Genomic DNA, 16,104 nt, shown 5'->3' on the forward strand with positions numbered 1-16,104 from the left:
CGCGATATAGCAGGAGGATATGATATGGAAGAAAATCTAGGCGAGGTTGCAAAGACCGTTCAGCTACATCCATCGATTGAAACGCTTGTGCGTTTAGCACCTCTTCTGGGAGAGATTTTCCCAGACGATGTCACCATCGGTGTGTGTGATGTAGATACGCTTTGGGCGACCGTTCCGGGAAAGACGTTCTCTCTCGGATTAAATCCAGGATACAAATTGGTTCCTGGAGATGGGATGTACGAGGCGGTGCACTACGGCAAACCGACGAAGACGCTCGTTCCCAAAGAGGTCTTTGGTGTACCTATCCTGGCATGTTCGATTCCAGTGCACGATATAGAAGGGAACGTCATTGGCGCAATCGGAGCCGGGGCTAGCATGGAGCGGTATGATTATTTGTCTTCTCTAGCCACCACTTTGTCGTCTTCGATTGAACAAATTAGCGCAACGATTGAAGAACTTGCTGGCTCTGTGAATATTTTATCGGATAATATGACCGATATCTTTACGCAATCGAGTGAGGTGCTCGATAGTATTCAGGAGATCCAAAAAATCTCGAACACGGTGAGGCAGATATCCGACAGTACCAAAGTGCTTGGCCTGAACGCGTCGATTGAAGCGGCGAGGTCAGGTGAGTATGGGAAAGGGTTTGCTGTCATCGCGCAGGAAGTGCGAAAATTAGCGACGGATGCCAAAAACCAGACAGACGGCATTACACAGTCCGTACACGATATCGAGCAGTTAATTCGTAAGTTGTCGGAATCTATATCCACGGTAAACCAAGAGACAGAAAATCAGTCAGCAGCCACGCAACAGTTTGCCGCAACGATGCAGGAACTAGCGCAGAACGCAGCTGATTTAGCAAAGTACGCCGAGGGTATTGTGTCGGGGGAACAATGATGTAAAGTATCGTGTTCTGCGCTCCAATGGCCGAGCGGATGTATCGTCTCGGCCATTGGAGCGCTTTGTCATCACTTCATTGCGTCGCGATGTATGGATAGCTACCTTCGGTTGTTAACTACCCAAAGCGGATAGCTCTTGTCCGATACCTTGCCAAGCGGATTGCATGAGCGTAAAATCGTTGCTTTTTGCATATTGGACGGCGGATAGAAGGTTATCGTGAATTTCTGACCATTCAATCGCGTCTGCACTGCTGTCATTCGCTTTTGGCGCAGTCCTGGAATAATATTTCTGGAATGCTTCAATGGTCAGTTTTTCCGATTCACTTTCGGACAGCTGGGATGACACGATTTCATTGCTTAATTGTTGCAGGGCCAGTTCAGTCGATTGTCGAGACGAGACAGAAGTCTTCGTCACAGCGGAGGGATAGTTTGTTCCGCTTGTTGTTGGGTGTTTCTTGTCGTACATTAAGACGACGATGATGGCAATGACACTCGCGATTCCATATGCAATGAACAGATATTTAAATGACGCTTTGTTGATTTTTCTGCGTTGACTCACTGGTCTCACCTTCCTTACACATTTTCGCCTAAAAAACTTCCATGGCACAGTGAAAACCCGGTTTTTTTGTGAACAAAATAGCACTTCATTTTTCTGGATGGCCAATATCATAGCCTATTTCGCTACAACACCAGAATTTTCGCGAGAAAAGGTCGCATGTTTCTGTGTGCGTGCATATGAATGATTAAAAGTTGTGCAAGGGAAACAATTTTAGTGTACACTAAATATCAGAGTTATTTTTTGTAGGGGAAGATGACCCATCACACGTCGCAGCGGATGTCATGCGCTCAAAAAGTTTCCCTAAGCTAAAAAAATGGCGTATGGCTAATGTGTGTTGGGATGTCATATATGCCGTGTCAATCGTAAATGTCCGTCGTGGAAAGGGTGTGTATTTCTCGTGACTATGCCGTCAAGTCATTTGGAAGAGAGCAAAACCGTGCTCGCTGCACGAGCCGCTATGAGCAATGACCGAAAAGGTATCCGTGCGCTCATTCCGTTTCTTGGGCCCGCCTTCGTCGCATCTATCGCCTATGTGGACCCAGGAAACTTTGCGACGAATATCCAAAGCGGGTCAGAGTTTGGGTACAAACTGCTATGGGTCGTGGTGCTGGCAAACCTGATGGCGATGTTGATTCAAAACTTGTCGGCGAAATTGGGGATTGCTACTGGGAAGAGCCTCCCAGAGATGATTCGAGCATATTGCCCACGCTGGTTGTCCTATGTGATGTGGGGATTTTCCGAAGTGGCCGCTATGGGGACGGACCTCGCGGAGTTTTTAGGAGCGACGCTCGGCTTAAATCTGTTGTTTCACATCCCGATGGTCATCGGGATGGTGTTGACCGGCATTGCAACCTATTTAATCCTGGCGCTTGACCGATTTGGCTTTCGCCCGCTGGAGAAGTTCATCACGGCGTTTGTCGTCCTCATCGCGCTTTGCTATATCGTTGAAACGGTCATGTCTCGGCCACAGTTTGGGCAAATTGTGCACCACAGCGTGGTGCCTTGGTTAGGTAACAACGATGCAGTGTTGTTGGCGGTTGGGGTGATTGGGGCGACGGTCATGCCGCATGCCGTTTACCTGCACTCTGGATTGACGCAAAATCGCGTGGTGCCAAGAAACGATGAGGAGAAGCGCAAGATTGGGCGGTTTAACACGCGGGAGGTCATTATCGCCCTGACCCTTGCAGGTTTTGTCAATTTGTCAATGATGTACATGTCCGCCTCTGTGTTTCACGGGACGGGGCATACGCAAATTGCAGATATCTCCACGGCTTATCAGACGCTGACACCACTTCTCGGTTCTGCTTCAGCGGCGGTCTTTCTCGTCTCGTTGCTGGCGTCGGGGATTTCGAGTTCGGCGGTAGGCACGATGGCGGGGCAGGTTATTATGCAGGGCTTTGTCGGCTTCACGATTCCGCTGTGGATACGCCGCGTCGGTACGATGATTCCGCCAGCAGTAATTATTATGCTGGGCGTGAATTCCACGCAGGCGCTTGTCATCAGTCAGGTCATTTTGAGCCTCGTGCTCCCGATTCCTGTAATCGCACTCGTGTATTTCACGAGGCGTCGAGACATTATGGGCGTGCTCGTCAATAAGCCGATTGTCACTGTTTTAGCAGTCATTAGCACCGTGATTATTGTGGTTCTCAATTTAGGGCTATTGTATCTGACCTTTGGCGGATCTATCCCGGGTCTCAGCTGAGCGAACGGTTGACGCCACACGCGTTTGTCGGTTTGAAAGGCGACTGCAGGCGTGACCCAAAGGGGGGTGTAAGTTGTGGAATATTTAGTTGGGTCGGTGACAGTCGGTGCGCTCTTAGTCACTCGGCATGTTGTGCGGTCTCATGTATTTCGCCATTCAGCAGAGCGGCCAAGGCGTCGTCGGGATGGATAAAAAGAGGCCTTTTGCACAAAAGAAGGGCGGCCACCCTTCTTCCGTGCAAAGGCCTCTTTTTTATTGAATGCGCAAACTGACATTCTGTGCGCCCGGGTCGGTCATGTGGCATCTGTCTTTCAGTTGCCGAAATGGTCGCTTGTCAGACCCAACCGCGCCAACGCATCGCTTCCGCAAACGGGCGGATACCGACCATGTAAGCCGCTAAACGCGGGCCCACCTGATAGCGCTCGGACGTTTCGAGGATGTTGTGCACGGATTTTACCATCATTTGTTCCAGGCGGTGGTTGACTTCTTCTTCCGTCCAGTAGAAGCCTTGGTTGTTCTGCACCCACTCAAAGTAGGAGACGGTGACGCCGCCGGCGTTTGCCAGCACGTCCGGAACGACCAGCACGCCGCGCTCGTTCAAAATGTCGTCCGCAGCCGGTGTCGTTGGGCCGTTCGCCGCTTCGATAATAATGGATGCCTGGATATCGGCGGCATTGTCCTGGTGAATTTGATTCTCCAGCGCCGCAGGAATCAAAACGTCGCATGGAAGCTTCAGGAATTCCTCATTAGACATGGTGTTCTGGTATGCCGTTGTGACCATGCCGAACGAGTCCTTCTGGTCGATGAGTTGTTCGATGTTCAGGCCGTTTTCGTCGTAGAGGCCGCCGTTTGCGTCACTGATACCCGTAACGTTGACGCCCCATTGGTGGAGAATCAGAGCGACATTGCTACCGACGTTGCCGAATCCTTGAACATTTACGCGAAGATTATGGATGTCTTTGCCCAGGCGCGTTGCCGCTTCGCGCATGGCGATGCAGACGCCGAGCGCTGTCGCTTGGTTACGCCCTTCCGATCCCCCGAGCACCAGTGGCTTCCCGGTGATGAAGCCAGGGGAGTCATGTTCGCGAATGTGACTGTACTCGTCGTACATCCAGGCCATGATTTGCGGGTTGGTATAGACGTCTGGCGCCGGAATGTCCTTAGTTGGACCGACAATTTGGCTAACGGCGCGGACATAACCGCGGGCCAGGCGTTCTTGTTCGCCCATCGACATCACGCGCGGGTCACAAATGATGCCGCCTTTTGCTCCGCCGTACGGGAGATTAAAGATACCGCACTTCAAACTCATCCAAATTGAGAGTGCCTTTACTTCATCCAAGGTGACATCTGGATGAAAGCGGATACCGCCCTTGGTTGGTCCAATGGCGTCGTTATGCTGTGCCCGGTAACCTGTGAATACCTCGGTATGTCCGTCGTCCATTTTGACGGGGATGCGAACGGTGAGCACGCGAACCGGTTCCGACAAGAGGTGGTAAATCGTCTCTTCGTAACCCAGTCTCGATAGTGCGTCACGCACCGAAGCTTGCGTGTTGACTAACACGTTGTCGCCGGGTGCTGGCATGTTGGCACCAGCGATGAGTCGTTTGTTAGTGGCTTTGGTTGACACGGCGAAACGCCCCTCTCAAGTATGTACAGGTTGTGTAAACAACCGTAAAACCTCACATCACCGTTTTATCATAAACCACTTGGGGAACGATGAAAAGTGCAGTACACCAACGGGGAGATGACGACATGTCGATGGGAATTCGCGGGCAAAGTTATGCCAAACATGTTCGTCAAGTGACGTCCTCCTGGGTGTTTTACTTACTGGTAGCGGCGTTTGTCGTCGGACTCGTGTTCGTTCATCCACCGCTCATTTTCCAAGGCGATACGGATACCGCCCGCAACTATTTGAATACGATTGTCTCGTCCTTATCTACTATTCTCGCCCTTTGCATTTCGATTATTCTCGTGGCGATTCAGATGACGGCGGGGAACTATACGCACCGAGTACTCGATTTTTTTGTTCGACTTCCGTACAACGCATCGCTGTTTTTGGTATTCCTCATCACCATTATGCACAGCTTTTTGTTGATGGCGAAGATTCGGGAACCTGAGCGGGATCCCCTGACGCTGCCACTGCAGTCGGAAATGAGCGCCGATTTGATTCTCGTCTTTATTTGTTTTTTGAGTTTGTTGTTGTACATGTACGCCGTCGTGCAGCTGCTCAAACCCGAGCGCATCATTCAATTGATTTTGCGCGAGTATGACACCGCGGTTCGTGCATCGCGTTGGCTGTCGGCGCTGGAGAACGTCGAGCAAATTTGCGATATTGTCAAGCGTGCCGCCTCGGTCAACGACTCGTTGACCGGTACTTATGGTCTCACAAAAATGCAGGAGATTGCGGCGAAGCTCCCCGTACCTGTGAGGGAAGGCGAAGAAGTTCTCGCTGTACACAGGTCGTTTCTCAACCAATGGGGCGAGATTGTCGGCGTTACGGTGAAAGAAAAGGAGACGGGCATCACGTACGTGGCCCTGGATGCGCTGTACGAGCAAGGGTGTTTGTACTTGGAGAGCCGTTCGTACGTGCCTGCTCAGGAAGTCGTACAAATGTATCGCAACATCGTGTTTAGCCATTTATTGCCGGAGGGGCAGGAATATTACGCGGAAACGGTGGCTTTGCGCCTGTACAGACTGGCGGCTATCGCGGTTCAGTCGACGGAACGCGGGCAGCAGTTCGCCGTGCGTACATGGGAAGTGATTTTAGCCTGTGGGGAGAACTGTTTCCGTTTGGGCAAGGGGTATCCGACGCTGTTCGCCGGTTTTTTGATGGTGGACGAGATTTGTACGCTGTTCGAGGGCGTTTGCGATACGGCGTTTTACGAGCGCGCGCTCCTCACGTACTTTTCGCTGTGGAAGGCGTTTGCGGCTGTTGCCGACCGAAAAGATGTGGCAGCGTGGGCGCGTTGGTGGTCCCAACAGCAGTGGCCCGATGCGTTGCGCCAACACGGGCGCGCACTCGCCATGGCCTTGGCCAAGCACCAGGGACGCCAAGAGCTGGTTGTGACTTTGCGCTATCTGTTGCCAGAGACAGCCGATGCGCCTGCAGACGAAACGGCCCTCCAAACGATTTGGTCGACTCTGTTCGATGGCATACCGTTTGCCACAAACGGTATGCCAAAAGTCTGATTCACTCGCCAACTTCTGTGGCGGTGGCAGTCCGGCTGAGAATCGGCTCTAGCAGCGTTCTGTCCGGCGTCACATAGACGGTGCGCTGATTGTCGTACAACGCGAAACCAGGCCTTGCGCCGTTGGGCTTCCAGATGTGGCGGATTTCGGTGATATCGACGGGCACGGTCGCCGAGTCGCGCCCACGGCTGAAGTAGGCTGCCAGCAACGCTGCTTCGTCGAGCGTCGATTCGGGAATCTCCTTTGCGTTTCCACGTCGGATGACCACATGTGATCCTGGCTGGTCCTTGACGTGCAGCCAAACGTCGCGATGGTCGCTTTGCCGGAATGTCAATCGGTCGTTTTGGAGATTGTTGCGCCCGACTCGAATCAAAAATCCGTCCGACGAGATGTACGCGTCCGGTTTGCTTTGTGTGCGATCTGGCTTGGCTGCGCTGTGTTTTGCTCCGAAGCGCCCTTGCCGCGGTTTTTGTTTGGCTACCTTCTCCTGTAAAAAGCCTTGGCTGACGAGTTCGCGTCGAATTTGCTCCATATTTTCAAGGCTCGCGTCGCGCAGTGACTCTGCTACGTTCTCCAAGTAATCGATGTCCATCTTCGTCGCGTCGACTTGCTCGGCAACCGACGTCGCCGCGCGTTTGCGTTTGGTCGCCTGTTTGAAGTAGCGCTGCGCGTTTTGGATGGCGTCGAGGGACGGGTCGAGATCGATTGCGATTGGCTCGTTGTCCGCGTAGTAGTTTGGCAGAATGACTCGCGTTTGTCCCTTTTCGATTTGGTACGCAAAGGCCGTTAAAATTTCTGCCTTGATGCGATAGCTGGCTTCGTCCGCGCTCTCGGTGAGGGACTGCTGTAGTTTCACGAGTTTGCCGCGCAGTTTGTCTAAATGGTCGCTGACGGTGCGCTGCAACTCGTCGTGTAGCCGCGAGTGGTAGAGGATTTCACCGTTGTCCGCGAAACGCCGGCGAATCGCCTCGCTGATAGTTGGGCAAAGGGCGTAGTTTGTACGGTGCGTCAGCAAATACGGCTCGCACTCGACGGCTCGCCCTACCTCATCCAGCGCTACCGTCGACGATTCTACACCGGTCTCTACTGCTTCAATGAGCTTGCGCGCCTCGTCGTACACGGCGTCCGACAGATTTGTCTGCACGCGCCGCTTCGCCGCCTCTGCCGCGCGGTGCAAAATTTCGCGCGCCGAGGTCGGGCCGATGCCCGCCACGTGGTCGAGCAAGAGATGCACGTTTGCTTTCGCCAGCGGCTGTTCGGCGTCGAGGCCGACAAACGCGTCCAGCGCGACGGCGCGAATATCCTGTTTGTCCTGTGCCGGCGGCAACACGTAGGGGGCACCGGGCAGCACTTCCCGAACGCGCGACATGTGTTCTGTCACGCGCACAATCGCATCGATGATGCGCAGCTTTCCGTCGTCGTCGGTGCGGCAGAGGATGAGGTTGCTGTTTCTTCCCATCATCTCGCAAATTAAGCGGTACGTTCTCAGATCTCCGATTTCGTCGATAGCTTCTACGGATATCTCCAGAATCCTATCCCACCCGCGCTGCTCGACTTTGACGACGCGTCCACCTTCCAGGTATTTGCGCAGGAGCATGCAGAACATCGGCGGCTCTTTCGGGTTCTCAGGCCGCTCGTCCTGCAGCAGGTGAACACGTGCAAACTGCTTGTGGGCCGACATGAACAACCGCGCGACCGGTTGTCCCGGCACGCGAATGTGAAACAATAAGTCGCGCTCCCCAGGTTGATAAATTTTTTCAATTTTATTGCCAGCCAGCTGCTCGTGTAATTCGAGCGTCAAGCGCCGTATGGTCAATCCGTCCATCGCTAGTCGCTCCTTTGGTCGTGTCGGTGATGGGTGTGGTGGCCTCGTGCTTTATTTTGTGATTTATCAGGATGCCTCGTGGCGTTCGATGGTTGCAAAAATATGAGAGGTGAATCCTTCCGATAGTATATCGGCACGGCGGATTGTTCGGCAAATGGGCCGGGGCGAGGGGGCGCCGATTAGCGCATCTAACATGCCTGATTCGGCTTTTTCGGTCACGTTTTGGTAGATCCGCGCGAATTGCGCAGATTTCCTACCTTATCCGCCGCCACAGGGCCAAAATGTCACAAATAGAGCAGAAAAGTTACCTGGTGTGCCGGTATGCGCCAGCCGTGCCAGCCGCCCGGCCGATCACGCCCGCCGTGATCGAGACACAGGTCCGCGACCTAGGCCAATCCGCCTACAAAATACACTGGGCGATGTGGCTCGGATGTAGCTCGTCTGTTTCGTTGGACATGAACCCCCCGAGACAAGCATAGAAATTACGAGACAAGTTCATGAAGGGGTGGCTCCGGTGGAAGAGAACTGGCATGCGCTAACATCAGCCGAATGTCTGTCGGCTCTTGAAAGTTCGGAGGCCGGTCTTTCCTCTACGTCTGTAGAAGAACGACGAAAAGTCCACGGCCTCAATCAACTGAGCGATGGGACAAAAGTCTCTTTGCTCACCGTATTTTTGAACCAGTTCAGGGATTTCATGATCATCGTGCTGCTGGCGGCAACGCTGATTTCTGGGCTGCTTGGCGAGTTTACCGACGCCGTGACGATTATCGCCATTATCTTTCTCAATGGCATTCTCGGTTTCATTCAGGAGGTGCGCGCTGAAAAGTCGCTGTCTGCATTGAAGGAATTGACGGCTCCTATGGCGCGCGTTCGGCGCGACGGGGCGGTTATCAGTGTCCCGGCCAAGGAGTTGGTTCCAGGGGACATCGTCCTGCTGGAAGACGGGGACAGGGTGCCCGCCGACGGGCGCATTCTCAAGGCGATGGTCTTTGATGTCGAGGAGTCGGCTTTGACCGGGGAATCGGTGCCCGCGAGCAAAGACCCTAGTGCGAAGATTGAGGTTGAGAGTAACCTGGGCGACCGTGTGAACATGGTTTATATGGGAACCATGGTGACGCGGGGGAAGGCGGAGATGGTCGTCACGGCAACCGGCATGGCGACGGAGATGGGTAAAATTGCGGATCTCATTCAGCAGTCTGAGGACATGGAGACGCCCTTGCAACAACGGCTCGACCAGCTTGGCAAAATGCTTGTGTGGATTTCAATTGGCATCACTGTCCTGGTTGTCATCGCCGGCGTGTTGCATGGCCACGAAATCTACGAAATGTTCCTCGCCGGCGTCAGCCTAGCTGTAGCGGCGATACCGGAAGGGCTGCCGGCTATTGTCACCATCGCGCTGGCGCTTGGCGTTCAGCGGATGATTCGCCGCAACGCCATCGTGCGAAAGCTGCCATCGGTCGAGACACTCGGCTGTGCGACGGTCATTTGCTCGGATAAAACAGGCACCCTCACGCAGAACCGAATGACGGTGCAACGCGTGTTTGCCGATGGCGGTTGGTTCTCGGTGACCGGGTCCGGGTATGAACCCACCGGTGACTTTTTGGCGGGAGATCACAAGGTAGACCCCAATCGTCGGCCAGCACTCAAGAGCCTGATAGAGATTGCGGGCACGTGTAACAATGCGGCGATGGTGGAAGTGGACGTCGATGGGCGAAAGGATTACGCGGTGCAAGGCGACCCGACGGAGGGCGCGCTGCTCGTGCTGGCGAAAAAGGCCGGGTTTGCGGAGCCTGATGCGGTGTATCGGCGGATCGAAGAGCTGCCCTTTGACTCGGACCGAAAATTGATGTCGGTGTTAGTCCAGTCTGGGGAAGACGTATTTGTGTTTGTGAAGGGCGCGCCGGATGTCTTGCTTGAACGTTCTGAGCGCGTACTCCTCTCCGGCCGTGAGGAAGTTTTGTCGACGACCACGCGCAAGCAAATTTTGGCGGCGAACCAGGAGATGGCGTCGCAAGCACTGCGCAACTTGGCGTTTGGCTACCGTCGGTTTAAGAGCGTGGAGTCGGCGAAACGGGCGCCTGATTGGGAAAGTGAACTGGTCTTTGTCGGGTTGTGCGGCATGATGGACCCGCCGCGCGAGAATGCCCGCGAGGCGATTCAGGTGGCACGTGAGGCTGGGATTCGCACGGTGATGATTACGGGTGACCACCAGTTGACCGCGACGGCCATCGCGAGCGAGTTGACGATTTTGCCGAAAGATGGGCGCGTGCTCACTGGGGCGGAATTGAATAACATCGATGACCGGGAGTTGGAGCGACTGGTGGACGATGTCTACGTCTACGCTCGCGTGACGCCGGAACACAAGCTGCGTATCGTCCGCGCACTGCAGGCGCGTGAGCACGTCGTCGCGATGACCGGCGACGGCGTCAACGATGCACCGGCTATCAAGCAGGCGGACATCGGTATCTCGATGGGCCAAACGGGGACGGATGTCGCGAAAGAGGCGTCGAGTCTCGTCCTTGCCGACGACAACTTCGCCACGATTGTGGCCGCCGTCGAAGAGGGGCGCGGTATCTACGACAATATCAAGAAGTTTATCCGTTATTTGCTCGCGTCGAACGTGGGTGAAATCGTCACGATGTTCCTCGCGATGCTGCTTGGTTTCGCGTTGCCGTTGGCTCCGATTCAAATTCTTTGGGTCAACTTGGTGACCGACGGGTTGCCGGCGATTGCACTCGGGGTTGACCCGCCCGAGGACGACATCATGAAACGCCGCCCGCGCAATGTCCGGGAGGGGATATTCGCCCGCGGCATGGGCATGAAGATTCTGTCTCGTGGCATCCTGATTGGCCTGGTTACGTTGGCTGTGTTTGTCTGGTCGCTGAAGACATCGGACGATTTGCAACGGGCGCAGACGATGGCTTACGCCACGCTGACCATGGCGCAGCTGATTCTTGTCTTCGACTGCCGCAGCCTGGAAGGCGGCATTATGAAGCGCAACATTTTCGGGAACATTTGGCTTATTCTTGCTGTGCTGTCATCGGTCGGATTGTTCCTGCTCACCATCTACGTGCCGAAGCTTGCCGTCGCGTTCCACACGGTTCCGCTGGGCGCGCTAGATTGGCTGATTGTGCTCGTATTGGCGGCCATTCCGACATTTGCGTTGTCGCTTCGCCGAATCGGTCGCAACGCGTTGCGGCCAAAGGCGTCCACGCAGCGGGCATAAGCGACAAACGTCGCGTGATAATGAAATGTCTAAAATTGGGTCGGCAGGCGGACGTTCCGCAGGCTGACCCTGTTTTATAGGGTATCGTGAAACGAAGGCCTGGTTGTTTGTCGCAATCAATCATCGTACAATGTCTTCATTAAATGATGCGGCAGTTTACGGCGCGGCGACCCGGAGGGCAGATACGACGATGACGTTACGAAGTATGACCGGTTATGGCCAGATGACGCTCTCGACAGAGCAGGTCGTTGTATCCGTCGAGATGAAAAGCGTGAATCATCGGTTTCAGGAATTCCACTTGCGCGTCCCGAAAGAGTGGTTACAGCTGGAGGAGATGGCGCGCCAAGAGTTGGGGCGGGTGATTCATCGCGGTCGTGTCGATGTATTCGTCAATCTGGAAATGACGTCTCACGCCACTGAGGTCGTTGTCAACTGGAATTTGTTCGACGGATTGCTCGCAGCGGAACAAGAACTGCTTCGACGTTTCGGAAGCGAGCTGGACGCCCATACTGTTCGTGATTGGTTGAAACATCCGGACGTGGTTCAGGTGGTTCCGAAACGGGCGGACAGTGCAGAGGTCGAGCGTGTAGTTCGCGCGTGTCTCCAGCAGGCGGCGGCGAAACTCGTCTCGATGCGCGAGCGGGAAGGTAGCCGTTTGCAGGCTAGTTTTGAGGAAAAACTCGGACGGCTTGAAGCTTGTCTCGCGCATGTCAAAGAACATGATAGGCAGGCTGTGAAGCATAAACTGGCGCAATTACAGGCGCGTATCGAACAATTGCGCATAGAGGTCGAACCGGAGCGGCTTCTCCAGGAAGTGGTGCTGCTCGTCGACAAGAGCGCGGTGGACGAGGAAGTCGTTCGGCTGGCGAGCCATCTCGAATCGTTTCGGGAGGCGCTTTTTCAAACCGGATCGATTGGGCGACGGCTTGACTTTATCGTCCAGGAGATGCATCGCGAGGTCAACACAATAGGATCCAAGGCGCTCGACGCAAGGATTGCCAGTCTGGTTGTCGAAATGAAGGTACTGGTGGAGCAGTTGCGCGAGCAGGTGCAGAACGTAGAGTAAACTAAAATGGAAGGTGACGTTTTGCCTTCCTATCCGGCCAAAACATGATAAAATGAGGATTCGGGGGTTATTAACCCCTCGCATTCATGATGTTGTGACCATTCCACACTTGAGGTGACATAATATGTTGTATCCTTCCATCGATAAGTTGATTGAGTTGACAGACAGTAAGTATGCTTTGGTCGTTTTGACGGCAAAACGCGCGCGGCAATTGCAGACACAAACGATGAACCAGGTGGGTTCTTCGACGACGCGTAATGTGAGCCGGGCGCTTTGGGAGATTTATAATGGCGACGTGGCGACAACCAAAAAAGCGGAACAGGCATAAGCGTATACGCACCTGTGACGTAGGCAGAGCAGCCGGTTGGTTGTTCTGCCTTTCTTCTGTATTTTCAACGAGGGGGCGATTGTATGGAAGCAAAGTCCATCTTGGTCGGCGTTGGCGGTGGAATTGCCGCGTATAAATCCGCGTCGTTGTGTTCCTTGCTGGTGAAGACCGGGTTTGACGTGCAGGTTTTGATGACCGAGCATGCGACGCGGTTTATTCAACCGTTGACGCTGCAAGCCCTGACGAAACATCCTGTCATCTTCGATACGTTTGCGGAACCGAATCCGTCGGAGATTGCCCATATCGCCGTGGCCGATAGGGCGAAGTTGTTCGTTATCGCGCCCGCTACGGCCAATATTATCGCCAAGCTAGCACATGGTCTGGCAGACGACATGGTGACGACCACCGCGCTCGCGGCCACGTGTCAGACGGTCGTGGCGCCCGCGATGAATGTCCATATGTACGAGCATCCCGCTGTGCAGGAGAATTTGGAGATTCTCAAGGCGCGTGGGGTGATTGTGCTCGACCCGGGTGAAGGCCCGCTGGCCTGCGGCTATACCGGCAAGGGGCGGATGCCAGAACCGGAAGATATTGCGGCAGTGATTACAGCGCTTCTCGAACAGCAACAGGACTTGGTCGGGTTGCACTTTGTCATCACGGCCGGGCCGACGATAGAAGATATCGACCCAGTGCGTTACTTGAGCAATCGATCCAGCGGCAAAATGGGCTACGCCTTGGCGAAGCAAGCCATTGCGCGCGGCGCGAAGGTGACGCTCGTGTCGGGACCGACGAACTTGCCGCCTGTGCCGGGTGCGAAGATGGTGAACATTCGAAGCACAGAAGAGATGCTCCAGGGTGTGCAAAGGGCGATGGCAGACGCCGACGTGTTGATTGCGGCTGCGGCCCCGGCCGATTACCGCCCTGTTGAGGTCTTTAACCACAAGTGGAAAAAATCTGATGGTCTACCGAAGATTGTGCTCGAGGAGACGCCAGATATCTTGGCGACCGTCAGCCAATCACGCCGCGAAGGCCAAACGATTGTCGGCTTTGCGGCGGAGACGCGCGACGCCTTGACGTTTGGCCGTCGCAAATTGGAGTCCAAGGGGCTCGACTTAATCGTCGTCAACGACGTCAGTCAGCCGGGGGTGGGATTTGACGTCGATACCAACCAAGTGGTTGTCATCTCCCGCGACGGCGAGGTCGACAAGTTGCCATTGATGACGAAGGCGAATGTGGCGGATCGCATTTTGACACGGGTCAAAGCGCTGCGCAACAGTGTGGGCGGTGGGCGGACCGTATGATCAAAACGGGCACGGTGGTCAGCGTCTTCATCGATTCCCCGGGCCTGTTTTTGGACAAACCGTTCGACTACAGCGTACCTGAGCATCTGGCGGACGTAGCTGGGCCCGGGCAACGGGTGTTTGTGTCGTTTGGCCGCCAATATAAGTCGGGTGTCATTTGGCAGGTGCAAACTGATGTGCCTATTCCCGATAACGTTAAGCCAGTTCTTGATCTCATCGATGAACACCCAGTGCTGACAGCAGAGCAGTGTGCACTTGCCGAATGGATGTGCGCGCGATACGCCTGCACGATGAATGATGCCATCACGGCGATTCTGCCTGGCGCGTTTCGGGTTAAGGGCGATATTCGCGTCGAATCGGTGCCAGGTGCGACGATTCCGGACGACATCGCAGCTACTGACATCTGGCGTTTTCTTTGTGACAACAAGCCGACAGAGCGCGTGGTGTATGAACGGTTTGGCAAACCGGCACGCGCACAGGTTGCGGCTTGGGAGGAAGCTGGATACTTGCGGCGGCGGCTCGTCGTCAAGGAAGAGGTGCAGGCCTCCGAGGTCTCATGGCTCGTTCGATTGCGACCGGCAGAGGCACTGCTGGGCGCTGCGAAGGCGCGCGCCAAACGGGCTGCAAAACAAGCGCGATTGCTGCAAGTGCTCGCGGATGTCGGCGAAATGGAGTGGGTGCGTTCGGAGTACAGCCCTGCGACGGTTCAGCCGCTGGTTCGCGACGGCTTCGTGGCTATCGAGTCACGTCCGAAGTCGCGGCTGAAGTGGGCGCAGACAGAGCAAGTTGTGGCGCCAACACTCACCGATGTCCAGGCGCGTGCTTTGGCGCGCATTCGGGCGCAAGCGGCGCAGCCCGAACCAGGTACCGCGATTCTCTTCGGTGTGACTGGCAGTGGCAAAACCGAGGTGTATATCCGTGCTATCGAAGATGCGTTAGCGCGTGGCAAGACGGCCATTGTACTCGTGCCGGAAATTGCCTTGACACCACAGATGGTTGGACGTTTCTACGCGCGCTTTGGCGAGCGCATCGCCGTTTTACACTCCGCATTGACGGCGGGGGAGCGGAGGGACGAGTGGGATCGGATATTGCGGGGCGAAGCATCAATCGTCATTGGTGCTCGTTCCGCCGTTTTTGCGCCGGTCGCAAACCTTGGCCTGTTGATTGTCGACGAGGAGCACGAGCCGTCCTACAAACAGGAAGAGGCGCCACATTACGATGCGCGCGATGTCGCAAGGCACCGGGCACAGTCGTTTGCGGCGCTGACCATCTTTGGCTCCGCGACGCCGTCGCTCACGGCACTCCACTTGGTCGAGCGCAAAGAGGCGCGGATGGTCACATTGCCCGTGCGCGTCAATTCCCGGCCTTTGCCAACTGTCGACATCGTCGATATGCGCGACGAACTTCGGGCGGGCAATAAATCGTTATTTAGCGCTAGGCTCGCCGAAGAAATCGAGACGACGGCAGCGCGCGGCGAGCAAGTCATTCTTTTTCTCAACCGTCGGGGCTACGCCTCCGCGATGTTGTGTCGCGCGTGCGGCGAAGGGATGCATTGTCCTCACTGCGACATCAGTTTGACGGTTCACCGGGCAGGGGCGGACTTGCGCCTTGTGTGTCACTATTGTGGCTATGAGGAGGCGAGTCCAGCGGCGTGTCCGGCTTGTGGTGAACGCGCCATGCGGGCACTGGGGATTGGTACGGAGCAGATTGAGCAGAGCTTGAAAGCTACTTGGCCCGATTTGCGTGTCTTGCGGATGGACGTGGATACGACGCGGAAAAAGGGAGCGCTCAAGCAAATTGTCGATCAGTTCGAGCAACGCGCTGCCGATGTACTGATTGGTACGCAGATGATTGCGAAGGGACTAGATTTTCCGCACGTGCGACTGGTTGGCGTCATTGCCGCGGATACCATGCTGGAAGTGCCGGATTACCGGGGGGGGGGGGGGGGCCGGGGGGGGGGGGGGGGGGGGGGGGGGGGGGGGGGGGGGGTTTGGGAGAGGGGGGGGGGG

The 16,104-nt window shown here is 55.3% G+C and carries 11 protein-coding genes; 8 read left to right on the forward strand and 3 right to left on the reverse strand.

Going from position 1 to position 16,104, the window contains the following annotated elements; all coding sequences use genetic code 11:
* Positions 1–24 precede the first annotated feature (24 nt).
* Positions 25–897, forward strand: a complete 873-nt coding sequence (locus J3482_RS08120; RefSeq protein ID WP_146822020.1) for a methyl-accepting chemotaxis protein — start codon at positions 25–27, stop codon at positions 895–897.
* 114 nt (positions 898–1,011) lie between these two features.
* On the opposite strand, the gene J3482_RS08125 is transcribed toward J3482_RS08120, so the two are convergent.
* The gene (locus tag J3482_RS08125; RefSeq protein ID WP_146822021.1) at positions 1,012–1,458 is read right to left on the reverse strand and encodes a hypothetical protein; all 447 of its coding nucleotides are present in this window, start codon (positions 1,456–1,458) and stop codon (positions 1,012–1,014) included.
* A gap of 403 nt (positions 1,459–1,861) precedes the next feature.
* Between J3482_RS08125 and J3482_RS08130 the strand changes: the two genes are divergently transcribed.
* Positions 1,862–3,160 carry an Nramp family divalent metal transporter gene (locus J3482_RS08130; protein ID WP_146822076.1) on the forward strand — a complete coding sequence of 433 codons (1,299 nt, stop codon included), beginning with the start codon at positions 1,862–1,864 and terminating at the stop codon, positions 3,158–3,160.
* Positions 3,161–3,494: 334 nt separating this feature from the next.
* On the opposite strand, the gene J3482_RS08135 is transcribed toward J3482_RS08130, so the two are convergent.
* Positions 3,495–4,742 carry a Glu/Leu/Phe/Val family dehydrogenase gene (locus tag J3482_RS08135; RefSeq protein ID WP_146822077.1) on the reverse strand — a complete coding sequence of 416 codons (1,248 nt, stop codon included), beginning with the start codon at positions 4,740–4,742 and terminating at the stop codon, positions 3,495–3,497.
* A gap of 170 nt (positions 4,743–4,912) precedes the next feature.
* Between J3482_RS08135 and J3482_RS08140 the strand changes: the two genes are divergently transcribed.
* On the forward strand, positions 4,913–6,349 hold the full coding sequence (locus J3482_RS08140) for a DUF2254 family protein (RefSeq protein ID WP_188332150.1): 1,437 nt from the start codon (positions 4,913–4,915) through the stop codon (positions 6,347–6,349).
* Position 6,350: 1 nt separating this feature from the next.
* On the opposite strand, the gene J3482_RS08145 is transcribed toward J3482_RS08140, so the two are convergent.
* On the reverse strand, positions 6,351–8,174 hold the full coding sequence (locus J3482_RS08145; RefSeq protein ID WP_206922259.1) for an Rqc2 family fibronectin-binding protein: 1,824 nt from the start codon (positions 8,172–8,174) through the stop codon (positions 6,351–6,353).
* Positions 8,175–8,688: 514 nt separating this feature from the next.
* On the opposite strand from J3482_RS08145, the gene J3482_RS08150 reads away from it, so the two are divergent.
* From J3482_RS08150 to priA, 5 genes are all read left to right on the forward strand, one after another.
* A complete protein-coding gene (locus tag J3482_RS08150; protein WP_146822024.1) occupies positions 8,689–11,400 on the forward strand; it encodes a calcium-translocating P-type ATPase, SERCA-type in 2,712 nt (903 codons plus the stop codon).
* Between the two features lie 190 nt (positions 11,401–11,590).
* Positions 11,591–12,466: a YicC/YloC family endoribonuclease gene (locus tag J3482_RS08155; RefSeq protein WP_188332151.1), complete on the forward strand. Its 876-nt coding sequence runs from the start codon at positions 11,591–11,593 to the stop codon at positions 12,464–12,466.
* A gap of 124 nt (positions 12,467–12,590) precedes the next feature.
* A complete protein-coding gene (gene rpoZ / locus J3482_RS08160; protein WP_146822026.1) occupies positions 12,591–12,794 on the forward strand; it encodes a DNA-directed RNA polymerase subunit omega in 204 nt (67 codons plus the stop codon).
* 83 nt (positions 12,795–12,877) lie between these two features.
* Entirely contained in the window at positions 12,878–14,095 is a 1,218-nt protein-coding gene (coaBC, locus tag J3482_RS08165) for a bifunctional phosphopantothenoylcysteine decarboxylase/phosphopantothenate--cysteine ligase CoaBC (protein WP_146822027.1), read from the forward strand.
* On the forward strand, positions 14,092–16,104 hold a 2,013-nt coding region (priA, locus tag J3482_RS08170), incomplete at its 3' end, for a replication restart helicase PriA (RefSeq protein ID WP_206922260.1). The genes coaBC and priA, both read left to right, overlap by 4 nt.

It is taken from the genome of Alicyclobacillus suci (assembly GCF_017329615.1).
Taxonomy (GTDB): Bacteria; Bacillota; Bacilli; order Alicyclobacillales; family Alicyclobacillaceae; genus Alicyclobacillus; species Alicyclobacillus suci.

What these genes read in the sequence shown, in the direction of transcription:
- J3482_RS08120 (WP_146822020.1), top strand. Translation starts at nt 25, where the DNA reads ATGGAAGAAAATCTAGGCGAGGTTGCAAAGACCGTTCAGCTACATCCA.
- J3482_RS08130 (WP_146822076.1), top strand. Translation starts at nt 1,862, where the DNA reads ATGCCGTCAAGTCATTTGGAAGAGAGCAAAACCGTGCTCGCTGCACGA.
- J3482_RS08135 (WP_146822077.1), bottom strand. Translation starts at nt 4,742, where the DNA reads ATGCCAGCACCCGGCGACAACGTGTTAGTCAACACGCAAGCTTCGGTG.
- J3482_RS08140 (WP_188332150.1), top strand. Translation starts at nt 4,913, where the DNA reads ATGTCGATGGGAATTCGCGGGCAAAGTTATGCCAAACATGTTCGTCAA.
- J3482_RS08145 (WP_206922259.1), bottom strand. Translation starts at nt 8,174, where the DNA reads ATGGACGGATTGACCATACGGCGCTTGACGCTCGAATTACACGAGCAG.
- J3482_RS08155 (WP_188332151.1), top strand. Translation starts at nt 11,591, where the DNA reads ATGACGTTACGAAGTATGACCGGTTATGGCCAGATGACGCTCTCGACA.
- rpoZ (WP_146822026.1), top strand. Translation starts at nt 12,591, where the DNA reads ATGTTGTATCCTTCCATCGATAAGTTGATTGAGTTGACAGACAGTAAG.
- coaBC (WP_146822027.1), top strand. Translation starts at nt 12,878, where the DNA reads ATGGAAGCAAAGTCCATCTTGGTCGGCGTTGGCGGTGGAATTGCCGCG.